This window comes from Streptomyces rhizosphaerihabitans (genome assembly GCF_025399795.1).
GTDB lineage: Bacteria > Actinomycetota > Actinomycetes > Streptomycetales > Streptomycetaceae > Streptomyces > Streptomyces rhizosphaerihabitans.
The window spans coordinates 1-16252 of record NZ_JAODTZ010000072.1; the positions used below are offsets into that span (position 1 = coordinate 1).

The 16252-nt window shown below is 70.9% G+C and carries 12 protein-coding genes; 8 read left to right on the forward strand and 4 right to left on the reverse strand.

From position 1 onward, the window contains the following. Positions 1-305: 305 nt before the first annotated feature. Both N4G66_RS40690 and ptsP read left to right on the forward strand, forming a co-directional pair. On the forward strand, positions 306-755 hold the full coding sequence (locus tag N4G66_RS40690) for a PTS sugar transporter subunit IIA (protein ID WP_261709349.1): 450 nt from the start codon (positions 306-308) through the stop codon (positions 753-755). A gap of 77 nt (positions 756-832) precedes the next feature. Further along, a complete protein-coding gene (gene ptsP / locus N4G66_RS40695) occupies positions 833-2503 on the forward strand; it encodes a phosphoenolpyruvate--protein phosphotransferase (protein WP_261709350.1) in 1671 nt (556 codons plus the stop codon). 81 nt (positions 2504-2584) lie between these two features. Here ptsP and N4G66_RS40700 read toward each other — a convergent pair whose 3' ends face one another. Both N4G66_RS40700 and N4G66_RS40705 read right to left on the reverse strand, forming a co-directional pair. After that, complete coding sequence (locus N4G66_RS40700) at positions 2585-3478, reverse strand: hypothetical protein (protein ID WP_261709351.1); 894 nt, start codon at positions 3476-3478, stop codon at positions 2585-2587. 22 nt (positions 3479-3500) lie between these two features. Further along, the gene (locus N4G66_RS40705; RefSeq protein ID WP_261709352.1) at positions 3501-4709 is read right to left on the reverse strand and encodes an MFS transporter; all 1209 of its coding nucleotides are present in this window, start codon (positions 4707-4709) and stop codon (positions 3501-3503) included. Between the two features lie 111 nt (positions 4710-4820). On the opposite strand from N4G66_RS40705, the gene N4G66_RS40710 reads away from it, so the two are divergent. After that, positions 4821-6140: an aminotransferase class I/II-fold pyridoxal phosphate-dependent enzyme gene (locus N4G66_RS40710; RefSeq protein WP_261709353.1), complete on the forward strand. Its 1320-nt coding sequence runs from the start codon at positions 4821-4823 to the stop codon at positions 6138-6140. On the opposite strand, the gene N4G66_RS40715 is transcribed toward N4G66_RS40710, so the two are convergent. Then, complete coding sequence (locus N4G66_RS40715; RefSeq protein ID WP_261709354.1) at positions 6141-8108, reverse strand: acetoacetate--CoA ligase; 1968 nt, start codon at positions 8106-8108, stop codon at positions 6141-6143. 213 nt (positions 8109-8321) lie between these two features. Here N4G66_RS40715 and N4G66_RS40720 point away from each other — a divergent pair, with 213 nt between their 5' ends. Next, positions 8322-10703, forward strand: a complete 2382-nt coding sequence (locus tag N4G66_RS40720; protein ID WP_261709355.1) for a glycoside hydrolase family 31 protein — start codon at positions 8322-8324, stop codon at positions 10701-10703. Between the two features lie 3 nt (positions 10704-10706). Here N4G66_RS40720 and N4G66_RS40725 read toward each other — a convergent pair whose 3' ends face one another. Further along, positions 10707-11243, reverse strand: a complete 537-nt coding sequence (locus N4G66_RS40725) for an NUDIX domain-containing protein (protein WP_261709356.1) — start codon at positions 11241-11243, stop codon at positions 10707-10709. 254 nt (positions 11244-11497) lie between these two features. Between N4G66_RS40725 and N4G66_RS40730 the strand changes: the two genes are divergently transcribed. The 4 genes from N4G66_RS40730 to N4G66_RS40745 all read left to right on the forward strand — a co-directional run bounded on the left by N4G66_RS40730 (position 11498) and on the right by N4G66_RS40745 (position 16225). Next, positions 11498-11923 (forward strand): Zn-ribbon domain-containing OB-fold protein, encoded by a 426-nt coding sequence (locus tag N4G66_RS40730; protein WP_261709369.1) that lies wholly within the window; start codon positions 11498-11500, stop codon positions 11921-11923. Between the two features lie 28 nt (positions 11924-11951). Further along, positions 11952-13142 (forward strand): lipid-transfer protein, encoded by a 1191-nt coding sequence (locus tag N4G66_RS40735; protein WP_261709370.1) that lies wholly within the window; start codon positions 11952-11954, stop codon positions 13140-13142. A gap of 279 nt (positions 13143-13421) precedes the next feature. Further along, positions 13422-15065: a GGDEF domain-containing protein gene (locus tag N4G66_RS40740; RefSeq protein ID WP_261709357.1), complete on the forward strand. Its 1644-nt coding sequence runs from the start codon at positions 13422-13424 to the stop codon at positions 15063-15065. Positions 15066-15484: 419 nt separating this feature from the next. Further along, positions 15485-16225, forward strand: a complete 741-nt coding sequence (locus N4G66_RS40745; RefSeq protein ID WP_261709358.1) for an MIP/aquaporin family protein — start codon at positions 15485-15487, stop codon at positions 16223-16225. Positions 16226-16252 lie beyond the last annotated feature (27 nt).

The following is a 16252-nucleotide window of genomic DNA, read 5'->3' on the forward strand; positions in this document are numbered from 1 at the left end:
TGCTTTTCCGTCTCTCTGACCACCGTCCCGCAGACATGCGGAAGGAGACCCCGAGATAGGATCTGACAAGTTGGGTGCTGCCGGGCAACGACGCTTGGTCACGCCGCTCAGCCTCAAGCAGGAGTACGACTCTACATGGGGTGCGGGAGCGGGCGCAAATCGTTTGCCCTGCTCCTCTACGGCACCAACCGGGACCTCTCGCGCGGAACCGGCACTTCATGTGACATACCCTGCTCAACAGTGCGCTGTCCGGGACAGACAGGCAGTGACGGCCCGTATAGATCTCCACCCCTCGGAGGCTCCCCATGACCACCGTGACGTCCCCTCTCGCAGGACGCGCCATCGGACTCGCCGCCGTACCGGACCCCGTGTTCTCCGGAGCGATGGTCGGCCCCGGCACGGCGATCGACCCCGTCCGTGAGCTTTCGGAGGCTGTCGCTCCCGTGGACGGAGTGATCGTCTCCCTTCACCCGCACGCGTTCGTCGTCGTCGACGGCGAGGGCCACGGCGTGCTCACGCACCTGGGCATCGACACCGTGCAGCTCAACGGCGAGGGCTTCGAACTACTCGTCAACAAGGGGGACACCGTGACGCGCGGCCAGAGCGTCGTGCGGTGGAACCCCGCCTCCGTCGAGGCGGCCGGAAAATCCCCGGTGTGCCCGGTCGTGGCCCTCGAAGCCACGGCGGACTCACTCTCCGGCGTCCGTGAGGACGGCGATGTGAAGGCCGGCGACGAGCTCTTCGGCTGGCAGTGACTTCGACGCCGTCCTGGACGGCGCGTTCGACAACCATCACGGCGGCGATACCCGCCGCACTATCGGAGACGGGTGAAATGGAGACAACGCTGCGAGGCGTCGGCGTGAGCCACGGTGTGGCGATCGGCGAGGTTCGGCACATGGGGACGGCGGTTCTCGAACCGCCTGCCAAGCAGATCCCGGCGGAGGACGCGGCGCGCGAACAGGGACGCGCCCGCAAGGCCGTGGAGGCTGTGGCAGCCGACCTGATTGCGCGCGGCAATCTGGCGGGGGGCGAAGCCCAGGCGGTGCTCGAGGCCCAGGCCATGATGGCCCAAGACCCCGAGCTGATGGCCGATGTGGACCGGCGGATCGCCGTCGGCAGTACGGCCGAGCGTGCGGTCTACGACGCTCTGGCCGCGTACCGGGCGCTGCTGGCCGGCGCCGGTGAGTACCTCGCCGGACGCGTGGCCGATCTCGACGACGTGCGGAACCGTATCGTCGCGCGGCTGCTCGGCGTGCCCATGCCGGGCGTCCCGGACAGCGACGAGCCCTATGTCCTTATCGCGCGTGATCTCGCGCCCGCCGACACGGCACTGCTGGACCCCACCCTGGTCCTCGGCTTCGTCACCGAGGAGGGCGGCCCGACCAGCCACAGCGCGATCCTGGCCCGTGCGCTGGGTGTACCGGCCGTCGTGGCGCTCCCCGGCGCCGGTGAGCTCGCCGAAGGCACCGTGATCGCCGTCGACGGCAGCACCGGTGAGGTCTTCGTGGAGCCGAGCGCGGAGAAGAAGGCGCAGCTGGAGTCGGCGGCGGCCCAGCGCAGGGCGGCACTGTCGGCCTCGACAGGTCCGGGTGCCACCTCCGACGGGCACAAGGTGCCGTTGCTGGCCAACGTCGGCGGTCCGGCGGACGTGCCGGCGGCCGTGGAGGCCGGTGCCGAGGGCGTCGGTCTGTTCCGTACCGAATTCCTCTTCCTCGACGACAGCAAGCAGGCTCCGTCCGAGGAGAAGCAGGTCGAGGCGTACCGCCAGGTGCTCGAAGCCTTCCCCGAGGGCCGTGTCGTGGTGCGGGTGCTCGACGCGGGCGCGGACAAGCCGCTGGATTTCCTGACTCCGGCCGACGAGCCGAACCCCGCGCTCGGCGTGCGGGGTCTGCGTTCACTGCTCGACCACCCCGATGTGCTGCGTACGCAGCTCACCGCTCTCGCGAAGGCTGCGGAGGGGCTGCCGGTCTATCTCGAGGTGATGGCTCCGATGGTCGCGGACCGTACGGACGCCAAGGCGTTCGCGGACGCGTGCCGTGAGGCCGGGCTGCAGGCGAAGTTCGGAGCGATGGTGGAGATCCCGTCGGCCGCGCTGCGGGCGCGGTCGATTCTGCAGGAGGTCGAGTTCCTGTCCCTGGGGACCAACGACCTCGCGCAGTACACGTTCGCCGCGGACCGGCAGGTGGGCGCGGTGTCCCGTCTGCAGGACCCGTGGCAGCCCGCGCTCCTCGACCTGGTCGCGCTGTCCGCCGAAGCGGCGAAGGCCGAGGGCAAGAGCTGTGGTGTCTGCGGTGAGGCCGCGTCGGACCCGCTGCTCGCCTGTGTGCTGACCGGTCTGGGTGTCACCTCCTTGTCGATGGGTGCCGCGTCGATCCCCTATGTGAGGGCCACGCTGGCGAAGTACACGCTCGCCCAGTGCGAGCGCGCGGCCTCGGCCGCACGTGCCTCGGACACGGCGGAGGAGGCGCGCACCGCGGCGCAGGCGGTGCTGTCCGGCGAGTAGCCGCCCCGTGCCGTCCGCCGATCGACGGCGTTGGTGGTACGGAGGGGCGCTCCATCTGCGGATGGGGCGCCCCCTTCGCGTTCAGTGCGTGTGGCCCGTCCCCTTTCCCTCGTCTCCGAGGTCGGGCGGCACGCAGTAGTCGACGCCGGATTCCGGGGAGACCAGATCGCCGGATTCCATGTCGGTGCAGTAGGCGTCGAACACCTCCCCGGCGGTGAGGGGCTCCAGGTCTTCGCCACGCAGGCGCCATCCGTAGACGCGGTCGGTGGCGGCGGGTGCGGTGGTCCGCATGACGACTCCGGCGGCGCTCCGGGTGGCGATACCGAGGGCCAGGACAGTGGTGAATTCGAGGGCTTCGGATTCGTCGAGACGTGTGGCGCCCTCGGTGCAGCCCTCCGCCCGGAGCACGGCCACGAGTGTGTCGGGTGCTGTCGAGACGCTGCACACGAGGTGGAGATCTCCCGGGCCCGCGGTGGCGACGACGCGGGTGAGGAGGTGGGCGGCGCGGATGAAGGAGGCACGGCCGATGTCCTCGCCGCAGGTCGCACAGGTGCCGATGCGGGCCAGAAGCGTGGTCGCGTACTCCCAGGTGGCTCGGCGGACCGCTTCGTCGACGAGGTCCGGGACCAGCTCGTCGAGAGACTGTCCGTCGTAGGGAACGGTGGGCCCGGTCGCTGCCAGTTGCGCGGTGAAGCGGGTACGGCTGGCCGGGGTGTCGGGCTCCAGGCCGCTTTCGGCGCAGTATTCGGCGTACTCCTCGGGGTCGAAGAGTGCCACGGTCGTGTGGCTGCCCTCGGCGGCGAGGGTCTTGAGCAGCGCTTCGACCTGACGGAGATAGGTTGTGTGGTCGTCGAAGGCGAAGGTGCGGTAGCGCCGCATCGCCCGGAAGTCCTGTTCGTCGGTCAGCAGGCCGATGGTGCCGGCGATTTCGCGGCGCAGGACGCGTCGCATGGTGTGGTGCTGGGTGTGCGCCATGTTTCCCCCTGTGCACAGTCGATCAATGCTCACTCACAGTAACGGCCGGCACTGACAGTGCGGGGCGGGAGAACCGGTCACGCACGAGGCGATGCTGAAACACGCAGGTCATGGCTATGGTCGCACCGAAGAGGGTCCAGCCGAGGGGGCCGGTGGCGATGGCCGCGGTGACGGCGAGTGGTCCGATGCTGCGTTGCGCGGCCTGCGCCAGTCCGTGGACGCCGAGGTAGGCGCCCTGTGCGGTGTCCGGGGCGAGGGCTACGGAGAGCTCCCAGGAGACAGTGGCGTGCAGCATCTCCGCCACCGTGAACGTGATGGCGGCCGCGGTCAGGGAGAGGGTCACGGCCACGACTCCGCCCTCGGCCGAGAGCGCCATGGCGACACCGCCGAGGGCGAAGAAGGCGCAGAGCGGGAGGAGCAGCGCACGGGCCGCGGCCGTTGTGGCGCCCAACCGGGCCAGGGGGACCTGGAGGGTCACGACCATCCCGTTGTTCAGGACCATCAGCAGCGGCGCGAGGCCGTGGGGAGCCCGGTCGGAGTGGGCGATGCACAGGGGCAGCCCGACCTTGAACACGGCGTCGTCGAGGAAGAGGACGGTCTCGGTGGCGACATAGGCGAGGTATGTGCGGTCGCGCCAGGGGCTGGCGGGACGTGCCGCGGGGGCGGGGTGCTTCGACGTGGTGATCGTGCGGGTGGCCGAGGGTGGTTCACCGCAGCGGGCGGTCGCGAGGGCGGCGGCCACGAACGAGAGGGCGTCGCCCGCGAGCAGCCATTGGTATGCGGCGGCGGTTCCCATGGTGAGGGCGCCGGCCGCGACGAGGCCTCCCAGGGCCCAACCGGCGTTGGCGACGGTGCGGTTGACGGCTTGGTAGCGGACGCGGTCGGGTCCCGAGACGCGGGCTGCGTAGAGCTTGGTGAGGACGCTCGCGGCGCGGTCGCCGAAACCGCCCGCCGCGGAGAACACCACGAGGAGGGCGTAGTTGTCGGTGGTCAGCAGCGCGAAGGAGGCGAGGGCGCGCAGGAGTTGGAGCGCGATCAGGACGCGGGTGAGCGGCAGGTGGTCGGCGATGCGCCCGCCGAGGGGTGCGCCGGCGATGCCGACGGCTCCGGCCGCCGCCACGAGGGTGCCGATCTGCGCGACCGAGAGACCGGTGACGTAGGTGAAGTACAGGACGGAGACGGATGCCCACAGGCCGCTGCCGATGCGGTCGACCAGGGCGATCCAGAGCATTCTTCGGCCGTCGGGGCCTCCTGGAATGCGTGTCGACCATGCGGCTGCGCGGCGCATCGGACTCACTGCTCCCCCTTGCTCCAGATTATGTATTGATACATACTCAGTAACGTGGCAACACAATATTCGATCAGTGGTACGACGGCCAAGGGAATTGCCGCGTCTGTCGAACGCGGCGTGGCTGAAGGCGCCTTGGAGCCGGGCACGGCGCTGCCTCCGGTGCGCGGCCTGGCCGACCGGCTCGGCGTGAGCCCGGGAACGGTCGCGACGGCGTACAAGGAACTGCGGCAGCGCGCGATCGTGGTGACCCGCGGACGCGGCGGGACCGTGGTCGCCGCCGCGCCCGCGGTGGCGTCACGACGGCCGCCGCGCGTGCCGGACGGGCTGCGCGATCTGGCGGGCGGGCATCCGGACCCCGCGTTCCTTCCCCGGCTGGTGCCGCCGTCGCGGCTCTCCCCCGGCGCGCGCTCGCATCGCAGCACGCCGCGGCTGGAGCGGCTGGAGGAGGCGGTGCGCGACTGGCTGGAGCCCGATGGGGTTCCGGCCGAGCATGTGACGTTCGCTCATGGTGCGCTGGATCTGATCGGGCGGCTGCTGTCGGTGGAACTGCGTCCGGGGGATGCGGTCGCGATGGAAGATCCCGGCTATCACCATCTGCTGGATCTGGTCACGGCGCTGGGACTGCGCACGGTTCCGGTCGCGGTGGACGACCAGGGCATCCGCCCGGAGGCCTTGCGGGCGGCTCTACGGGCGGGAGTCCGCGCGCTGGTGTGCAGTCCGCGAGCGCAGAATCCCTGCGGCGGCAGCTTCTCGGGGGACCGGCGGGACGCACTCGTCGACGTGCTCCAGGAGGAGCCCGATGTGCTGGTCGTGGAGAACGATCACGCGTCGTCGGTCGCTGACGCGCCGCTGCGCACTCTGGCCTCGGGAGGTCTGAACCGCTGGGTGCATGTGCGCACGGTGAGCAAGTTCCTGGGGACCGATCTGCGGTGGGCGGCCGCGGCGTGTGATCCGACGACCCTGGCCCGGCACGACGGCCGCCTTCTGCTGACGTCGGGCTGGGTCAGTCATCTGCTCCAGGAGACGGTGCACGGGCTGATGACGGACGAGGGCACGCGCGCGTTGGTGGCGCGCGCCCAGGAGACGTACGCACTGCGTCGGAACGCGCTGCTCCATGAGTTCGCCGACCGCGGCATGACGGCCCACGGGGTGAGCGGGCTGAACGTCTGGGTACCCGTGCGGGACGAGTCGGCGGTCGTGAACGGGCTGCGTTCGTACGGATGGTGGGTCGCGGCGGGCGCGCGCTTCAGGACCTCGGCCGCACCTGGTGTACGTATCTCGGTCGCGGAGCTCTCACCCGCCGACGCCGTGCGCCTGGCCTCGGACTTCGCCACTGTGCTCGGCGAGTCCGAAGCCACCTACGGAGGCTGATCAGCCGCGCTCGCGGGCCAGCTCTTCGTAGAACCGCAGGAGTTCGACGTTGTCCACGGAACCGGCGTTGACGGCCTTCTCCATGGGGGCGCCCTGGAGAAGGCGTTTGACCGGCACTTCGATGCGCTTGCCGGTCAGGGTGTGCGGCACTCCGGGTACCTCGATGACCTCGTCGGGGACGTGACGTGGGGAGAGCTGTTCGCGGATGGTCTTCTTGATGCGGTTCAGGAGTGCCTCGTCGAGGACTGCTCCGGGGGCGAGGTGGACGAACAGCGGCATCCAGTAGCCGCCGTCGGGCTGTTCGACGCCGATGACGAGCGACTCCTTGATCTCGGGGAGTCGCTCGACGGCTTCGTAGATGTCGGCCGAGCCCATGCGCACGCCCTGCCGGTTGAGCGTCGAATCGGAGCGGCCGTGGATGACGACCGAGCCTCGTGAGGTGACGGTGATCCAGTCGCCGTGGCGCCACACTCCGGGATACGTGTCGAAGTAGCTGTCGTGGTAGCGGATGCCGTCGGGGTCGTTCCAGAACCGGATCGGCATCGACGGCATCGGATTGGTGACGACCAGTTCACCGACCTCGTCGGTGAGGGGCTTTCCGCTGGGGTCCCAGGCCTGGAGGTCGGTGCCGAGGCCGGCGGCCTGGAGTTCTCCGATGTACACCGGGAGTGTCGGTACCGCTCCGGCGAAGCAAGAGCACACATCGGTGCCGCCGCTGACGGAGGCGATCCACAGGTCCTCGCGGACCTCGTCGTGCAGCCAGCGGAATCCGTCGGGCGGCAGGGGCGAGCCGGTGGTGGCGACGCACCTCACGCGGGTGAGGTCGAAGTCGCGCGAGGGGTGGACGCCCGCCTTGCGGCAGGCCATGACGTACGCGGCGGACGTACCGAAGAGGGTCGCTCCGGTGCGTTCGGCGATGCGCCACTGGGCGCCGGTGTCCGGGTACCCGGGGCTGCCGTCGTAGAGCACGATCGTGGTGCCCGTGAGCAGGCCGGAGACGAGGAAGTTCCACATCATCCAGCCGGTGGAGGTGTACCAGAAGAAGCGGTCCTCGGGACCCAGGTCACAGTGCAGGCCGAGCTGCTTGAGGTGCTCGACGAGGATGCCGCCCTGGGACTGGACGATGGCCTTGGGGAGGCCGGTCGTGCCGGAGGAATAGAGCACCCACAGGGGGTGGTCGAAGGAGACCTGCTCGAAGACGGGCTCCACGTCTGCGGAGGTCAGGGCCGACCAGTCCAGGGCGCCCTCGGGAGCTGCGGTTCCCAGCAGCGGGATGTGCACGACGGCGCGCAGGGTGGGCAATTCACGGCGCAGTTCGGCGACCGTGTCACGGCGGTCGTGCTCCTTGCCGCCGTAGCGGTAGCCGTCGACGGTGAACAGGACCACGGGTTCGATCTGCTGGAAGCGGTCGAGGACGCTGCGGGCGCCGAAGTCGGGGGCGCAGGACGTCCAGACACCGCCCACGGCGGCTGTCGCGAGCAGGGCGACCACGGCCTGGGGGATGTTCGGGAGATAGCCGCTGACGCGGTCTCCCGGGCGTACTCCGAGGGCGCGCAGTTCGGCGGCCAGGGAGCCCACCTGGCGGCGCAGGTCGGACCATGTCACGGGGACGGACTCGTGGGTCTCGTCGACATACAGCAGGGCAGGTTCGTCCGCGCGGGTCTGGGCGGCGCGCAGGGCGTGCTCCGCGTAGTTGAGTGACCCTCCGGGGAACCATGCGGCACCGGGCATGGAGCGGTCGCCGAGCACGCGCGCGTAGGGCGTCGAAAACCGTACGTCGAACCACTCGGTGACGGCTTTCCAGAACGTGTCCAGCTCGTCGACCGACCAGCGGTGCAGGGCCGCATAACCGCCGTCGGACGGGGCTCCGTGCCGTTCGGCCGCCCAGGCCTGGAACTTCGTGACCTGCGCCTGGGCGATGACCTCGCCGGTGGGCTGCCAGAGCGGTGAGGGGTTCGTGGTGGACATGGGGCGGCTCCCGGGCTGTGCGCGTCGTGTGCGTCGGTCGCGCACGAGCGGGGGTGTGCGCGTCACGCGGCTGACACGGACGATGCCATGTGATCGACTTCTGCACCAGGGCACGCCGCACATAGTCGGCGACATGAAGATGTGGCGTCGCTACAGGTGAACGGCAGTTGAACGGCTCACTCATCGGGCGCCGGTAGTGGCAGGGTGAGCAGCATGGACGGTCGTGACCTGGTGCGTTCGGTGAAAGCGGTCGGCTCGGGGGGTGCCACTCAGGGGTTGCTCACGGTACGGGCCGCGTGGCGTAGGAGGCGTGCCGACGCCACCGGGTTGCCGCAGCGGGGCGCCGAGCGGGCGCGGATGCCCGGGCCGGTGCTCGGCGTCGAGCCGGGACCCGGTGGCGGGGTCGTCCGCTTCACCCGCTCGGAGCTGCGGATCACGGTCACGGTGGGCGGAGCGGTGTTCTGGGGCTGGGACGCGGTCGCGCCGGAGCCGTCGTACGCCCTCGCGGGCCGCTGCCCGGAGCCGGACCCGCGGGCCCTCCTCGAGCCCGACAAGGACGGCGGCTGGCGGGTCGTGGCCGAGCGGGTCACGGTCGTGGTCTCACGGCACGGCGCGGTCCAGGTGCTTACCCCCGGTGGAGTGATCCTGCGTCGCGATCTGCCGCCCCGGTGGTGGGAGCCCGTCGACGGCGGCGCGGCCCGCTGGATGCAGCGCTCCGAAGTGGCGGCCGACGCACGCTTCTTCGGTCTGGGCGGACGGGCCGCGGGGTCTCGTCTGCGCGACGGGACGTACAGGCTGTGGAACACGGACCCCGGACAGGCCTTCGGGCCGGGCGACGATCCGCTGTACCTCACGATGCCCGTGCAGATGGTGGTCGCCGACGCGGCCACGCATCTCGTGTTCCACGACACCTCGTGGGACGGCACCGTCACCTTGCGCGAGGGCAAGGAGGGCGCCGGCTCCGGGCACGACCGGGCCGGATCGTGCGAGTTGCGCATGGACGGCGGCCCGCTGCGCTGCTGGGTGACGGTGGGGACTCCCGCGCGCGTGCTGCACTCCTGGGCGTCGCTGACCGGCGCCGCCGCGCTGCCGCCCGCATGGGCACTGGGGTACCAGCACGCGCGGTGGGGCTTCGGCAGTGAGCAGGAGGTGCGGAGGATCGTCGCGGGCTATCAGGAGCGCGGCCTGCCGCTGGACGCCGTGCATCTGGACATCGACCATTACGACGCCCATCAGGTGTTCACCGTCGACCGGGACAGGTTCCCGAAGCTTCCCGTGCTGGCGGAGGAGCTACGGCGCGACGGAATCCGTCTGGTGTCCGTCATCGACCCGGCGGTCAAGGCCGAGCCGGGCAACGCCGTGTACGACAGCGGTCTCGCCGAGGACGCCTTTGTACGCGATGCCTCGGGCCGGCTCGTGCGGGGGGTCGTATGGCCCGGAGAGTCCGTCTATCCGGACTTCACGGACGCGCGGGCGCGTGCGTGGTGGGGTCGGCTCTACGAGGAGCGGCTCGCGCAGGGGTTCGCGGGGTTCTGGCACGACATGAACGAGCCGACGTCGTTCACGGCCTTCGGGGAGTCGACACTGCCGCGTTCGGCCCAGCACTCCCTGGAGGGCCGTGGCGGTGACCACCGTGAAGCCCACAACGTGTACGCGCTGGGCATGGCTCGGGCCGCCTACGATGGGTTGCGTGAACTCGCCCCCAGGGAGCGGCCGTTCCTCTTCTCGCGTTCCGGGTGGGCTGGACTGCAGCGCTACGGAGGGACCTGGTCCGGGGACGTGGCCACGGGCTGGCCCGGCTTGCGGGCGTCGTTGTCCCTGGTGATGGGGCTCGGGCTGTGCGGGGTGCCGTACTCGGGACCCGACGTGGGCGGCTTCGACGGCAGCCCGTCGCCCGAGCTCTATCTGCGGTGGTTCCAGCTCGGGGCGTACCTCCCGCTGTTCCGTACCCACGCGAGCCTGCGAGCCGGACGCAGGGAGCCCTGGGAGTTCGGTGACGAGGTGCTGGCGCACGCGCGCGTGGCTCTCGTCGAACGGCGGCGGCTGCTCCCGTACTTCATGACGCTGGCACATATGGCGCGCCGCACGGGTGCCCCGTACGTCCGCCCGCTGTGGTGGAGCAGTCCGGAGGACCGGGCGTTGCGCGACTGCGAGGACGCCTTCCTGCTGGGCGACAGCCTTCTCGTGGCGCCGGTACTGGACCACGGAGCGGTACGGCGGACGGTGCAACTGCCGCGGGGGCGTTGGTACGACACGGTCACGGAGGAGGCCTACGAGGGGCCGGCACAGGTGGTGGTCGACGCCCCCTTGTCGCGTGTTCCGGTGCTCGCGCGGGCCGGTACCGTCCTGCCCGTACGCGGTGCCGACGGCGGTCTGGAGCTGGAGGCGTGGGCGCCCGCGCGCGGGCACAGCGGAGGCGGGCTCGTCGTGCCGGACGCGGGCGACGGGTGGGACGAACCGGAGGCCGAGCGCTATGTGACCCGCTGGGAAGAGGACGAGCTGGTGGTGCGACTGGTCGGCGGCCAAGCCGGCCTCAGCGAGCCGCCGTATCCCGTGCGGGTGCGGGGGCTGGGGCTGGGGCTGGGGACACCCTGACCCTCAGATGTACCGCCCCTCGAACCAGGCACGGGCCGCCAGGGTGTGGAGCGGGAAGGCGAGTTCGGCCGGCCGGCGCAGCAGATGCCAGCCTTCCGTCTCGTCGGTGGCGGCGGACTGCGGCAACTCGGCGGCGGGGCGTTCCGGGAGGAGCCCGAAGAGCAGGAGATGGCCTGCGGGAGAGCTCATCGCGTCGGCGAGCCGCACTTCCCTGCTCGCCGCGTCGATGCCCGTCTCCTCCTTGAGCTCGCGCACGACAGCGTGCCGCCAGTCCTCCCGGTGGTCGATGAATCCGCCGGGCAGGGCCACGCCCCCGCGCGCGGGGGCGATGGTCCGGGTGATGACGACCAAGGAGGCGCCCCTGTCGTCGTAGACAGGTTGCAGGGCCACCGCGACCGGCAGCGGATTGCGGTAGGCGACCGTGCCGCAGGCGGCGCAGGTGCGGGGCCAGCCGGAGATTCCCTCTCCGTAAGGGGCGCCACAGCTCGAGCAGTGCGAATCCGGCGCGAAGTCGGCGGGTGGATGCGGGGTTTCGGACACGCCGCGGACTGTAGCCGATCACCGTACGGACGTCTTCAGGACGGACCGGTCGGGGTGGCGGAGGCGGGGAGGCCAGGACGAGGGGCCGGAACCACCCCCGTGGGCCCCGGCCACCCCGGCAGGTACTCCGACGCCCGTAAGGCCTCAGTCGGTTCGCCTGGACGCCCTGCCCAATTCTCGTGGCCCGTGACACACTTCTGACGTTCCGTCAGATCCAGTACCGTGGAGGGATCGTGTCGCGTACACGCACACCTGTGGTCGCCCGGTGGTTCACCGGGGAAGGGAACGACTTCCGTCTGCTCGCCACTCGTTGCTCGGCGTGCACATCGGTCTTCTTCCCCCGCGAGGACGCCTTCTGCCGCAATCCGGGGTGCACGGGGGGCGAGTTGGCCGAGGTGCCACTGTCCCCCCGTGGCCGCGTCTGGTCGTACACCGACAGCCGGTACCGGCCTCCGTCACCCTATGTGACCGATCCGGAACTCTCGTGGAAGCCCTACGCGTTGATCGCTGTGGAGCTGGAATCCGAGCGTCTTGTGGTCCTCGGCCAGGCGGCTCCCGGGATCACCGTCGCCGACCTGACGGTGGGCATGGAGGTGGAGGTCGTCCCCGGTGTGCTGCACGAGGACACGGAGACGACCTGGACGACGTGGCACTGGCGGCCGACGGGAGTGACGGCATGAAGGGCACATGGCGGACGGGGGTGACGGCGTGACCGGTGATGTGGCGGTGCTCGGCGTGGGGATGCACCCCTGGGGCAAGTGGGGGCGGAGGTTCGTCGAGTACGGAGTCGTGGCGGCGCGCGCGGCACTGACCGACGCGGGGATCGACTGGCGGGACGTCGACTCGATCGTGGGCGCGGACACCGTGCGCGGAGGCTATCCGGGGTACGTGGCGGGGGCGACGTTCGCGAAGGCGCTGGGGTGGCAGGGGGCCCGCGTCGCGAGCGTGTACGCCGCGTGCGCCTCCGGGGCGCAGGCACTCGGCACAGCGCGTGCGCAGATCCTCTCGGGCCTCGCGGAGGTGGTCCTCGTGGTGGGTGCGGACGCGGCACCCAAGGGATTCTTCCGCCCCGTCGGCGGGGACCGGCCGGACGATCCGGACTGGCTGCGCTTTCGTGTCCTCGGGGCGACGAATCCGACGTACTTCGGGCTGTACGCGCGGCGTCGGATGGCTCTGTACGGCGACACTCCGGAGGACTTCGCCCAGGTCAAGGTGAAGAACGCGGCCCTGGGCGCGCTCAACCCCAACGCGCGCTACCGCAAGAGGGTCACGGCCGAGGAGGTCGCCGCATCGGCCGTGGTCGCCGATCCGCTGCGGCTGCTCGACATCTGCGCGACCTCCGACGGCGGCGCGGCCGTGGTGCTGGCCGGCATGGACTTCGCACGCCGGCACGGGGCGTGCGAGCCGGTGCGGATCCGCGCCGTGTCGACCGTGACGCCGCGCTATCCCAACACCGTGCTGGATCTGCCGGACATCGCCACTGACTCCGCGGTCGCGGTGGAACCCGCGGCCGGCACGTTCCGGTCGTCCATCGCTCAGGCGGCTTACGAGGAGGCGGGTATCGGGCCCGAGGATCTCTCGTTCGCCGAGGTGTACGACCTGTCGACCGCCCTGGAACTGCAGTGGTACGAGGACCTCGGGCTCTGCGGGGAGGGCGAAGCCGCCAAACTGCTGTGTGAAGGCGCCACGGCGCTCGGCGGGCGCATACCGGTGAACGTCAGCGGCGGGCTCGCTTCCTTCGGAGAGGCCGTTCCGGCACAGGCCATCGCCCAGGTGTGCGAGCTGACGTGGCAGTTGCGGGGCGGTGCGGGTGACCGGCAGGTCGCCGAGGCCCGGGTGGGGATCACCGCGAACCAGGGGCTGTTCGGGCATGGCTCTTCGGTCGTGGCGGTGCGGTAGCCCCGTGGTGGCCCGCAGCCCCGTGGTGGTTCGCAGCCCCGTGGTGGTCCGCGCCGGACCTGGGGGATTCGGAGGACCGGCCGGCGTCCGCCGGATCCTGGGGTTGACCCCATGGACCCCGTGCGACTCGGGCGGCACCGCGATCGAACCGGTTTCGGCCGGGAGGTGCGTGCGGCTCGTCCTGGCTCTCGTGCACACCCACTGTGACGATCCCGGAATCCTGCGTGAACACCTCATGAATCGCCCACCGGCGTACGCCGACGGCGGCACTATGCTGTCGTGCCCTCCTGGACGGATGTTGTCCGCTTCGCCTTCCAGCCTGTCGTCAATCTGACGACCGGAGGGGTCGCGGCGCTGGAGATACTCGCCCGTCCGGAGTCCGGCGACATCCTGGCGCAGGCCCGTCGCGACCCCGAACTCGACGGTCGGCTGGCCGCGTTGGCGATCCGGGCCGCCGCCCGCAAGGAGACGCTTCTCCCCCTGCACGTCAACGTGTTCGCCGGAACCCTGGCCGACCTCGGCAGGCTCTCGGCACTGCGGAACGAGGTGCGGGAAGCCGGGCGGCTGCCCTGGGAGGTCACCATCGACATCGGCCCGCCGTACACGCACGTGCCGCAGCACGCCCTGCTGGAGGCCGTGGCCGCGGTGCGCGGCGAGGGCTTCCGGATCTGCGCGGACGGGGTCGGCGACGGCGACGTACCACTGCGCCTGCTCACGGATCTGGCACCGGAGCTGATGAAGCTCGACGTGTCCCTTTTGTCGCGGCCCGCCGCGGTGCGCGCGATGCGGACGCTGTGCGAACAGCTGGGTGCGCTGCTGTCCGTCGAAGGGGTCGAGACGGAACTGCAGTGCGCCGCCGCGGTGTCGGCGGGCGCGCAGCTCGCGCAGGGCGAACTGTTCGCGCCGCCCGCCCGGCTGCCTTCTGCGGACGTACACGTTCCGGCGCTGTCGCCCGGCATCCGAAGCGCGCCCCGGTCCGGACCGTCCGTACGGCAGTTCGTACGCCCGGCCGCGCTGCTGCCGACCACCGCGTCGGCCGGACAGGTCAGGGCGCTGCTCACCGGATCGCCCGACGTGTCCGGGGTCTTGCTCGTGGACCCGTCCGGGATGCCGGTCCGCTCGGTGCACCGGTCACGGTTCCTGTTGTCGATGTCCGGGCGCTACGGGCACGCGCTGTACGCCGATCGGCCCGCCTCCAAGCTCGGTGATCCACCACGCACGGTCGGCGTCGACGCCACGGCCTGGGAGGTGCTCGACGTCGTCGCGGACGGGGACCGGGACCGTACGTCCGACGATGTCGCGGTCGTCGACCGGTACGGGCGGTGTGTGGGCGTCGTACGCCTCGCGGACCTCGTACGGGCGCTGTCCGAGAGCCGGGTCGAGGAGGCGGCGGGGCTCAACCCGCTGACCCGCCTGCCCGGTTCGGACGCGATCACCGGGGAGGTGGACCGGCGGATCGCGGACGGCCGGGTGTTCGCTCTGAGCTGGCTGGACATCGACCACTTCAAGCAGGTCAACGACGGAGCGGGGTTCGCTGCCGGCGACGAGCTGATCCGGGCGGTGGGGCGGGCGTTGCAGCTCTCGGCGTCCGAGGCGACGCTGGTCGGGCACATCGGCGGCGACGACTTCCTGGTCCTCGCCGACCCGGACACCCTCGACCCGCTGGCCGTCTCGGTGCTCGACACGCCCTGGGCGGCCGGCGGCCGCGCAGTCACCCTGTCGCTGGCCACGGTGCTGTGCGCCCCCGGCAGCGTGACCGATCACCGGCAGGCGGCCGCCTCTCTGGCACCCCTCAAGCAGGCCGCCAAGGCTCTGGACGGGGTGAGTTGGGTACTGGGGCGCGCGGGACGGCCCGGTCACGAGATCCGCCGCGGCACGGGGACTGCGCCGATGGAGCCGTACGGGCAGACCCTGACCGGCTGACCGGCTGACCGGCTGACCGGCTGACCGGCTGACCGGCTGACCGGCTGACCGGCTGACCGGCTGACCGGCTGACCGAATATGGTCCGCTCGTACGATGTCGGCGCCTCTCCGCGACGCGTCCTCTGTACGCCCTTGAACCGTTGCAGTCCGCGACCTTGACGCCCCCTGGGCGCCGGAGAACACTTCCGGGTGTCAGTCGGCATCGCCGCATTCGGGCGTCTTCAGGCACCGCACCGCTCGGGTTTCCGACCCGTACCCAGGGCCGTCCCCCACGGGCGATTCCGCTGCGACGGCACGCTCGTCACGGACGCCGGGCGGGGCGCGGGATCTCCCTGCCTTCGGTTGAAGCAGCCATGGGAAGACGCACCCTGCAAGGTGGCCCGGAGCGGATCGCCCCGGGCGAGGGCCTAGGAGCCGCCATGAGCAACGGAGACATCTTTGTCGGCGAGTTGATCGGCACCGCGATTCTGATTCTGTTCGGCGCGGGTGTGTGCGCCGCTGTCACCCTGAACAGATCCAAGGCCCAGGGAGCGGGCTGGGTCGTCATCGCCTTCGGGTGGGGCTTCGGCGTCCTCGCCGGCGCCTACACCTCGGCACCGCTGTCGGGAGGGCAGATCAACCCGGCGGTCACCGTCGGATTCGCCATCGAGGGCTCGACGAAGTGGTCGGACGTGCCCTTCTATCTCCTCGGGCAGTTCGCGGGAGCCATCATCGGGGCGGTCCTGTGCTGGCTGCTCTACCTCGGCCAGTTCAACCTCAACGCCGAGGAGGGCAAGGCCATCGAGACGCTGGGGATCTTCTCGACACGCCCCGAGATCGACAACCCGGTGCAGAACCTGATCACCGAGATCATCGCCACGGCTGCCCTGATGCTGCCCATCCTCGCGCTGGTCGGCGGCGGCAAGCACGTCGCGGGCATCGGAGACGCGGGCCTTCCTGTGCTGCTCATCTCCTTCCTCGTCGTCGGCATCGGCCTCTCGCTCGGAGGTCCCACCGGGTACGCCATCAACCCGGCCCGCGACCTGGGGCCACGCCTCGCCCACGCGCTGCTGCCGATTCCCAACAAGGGCACATCGGAGTGGAGCTACTCCTGGATTCCGGTGGTCGGCCCGATCGCGGGCGCCGCCCTCGGCGCCGGGATCTACAACGTGGCCTTCTGACGACACGCCGCCACCCCGAAAGCGCGG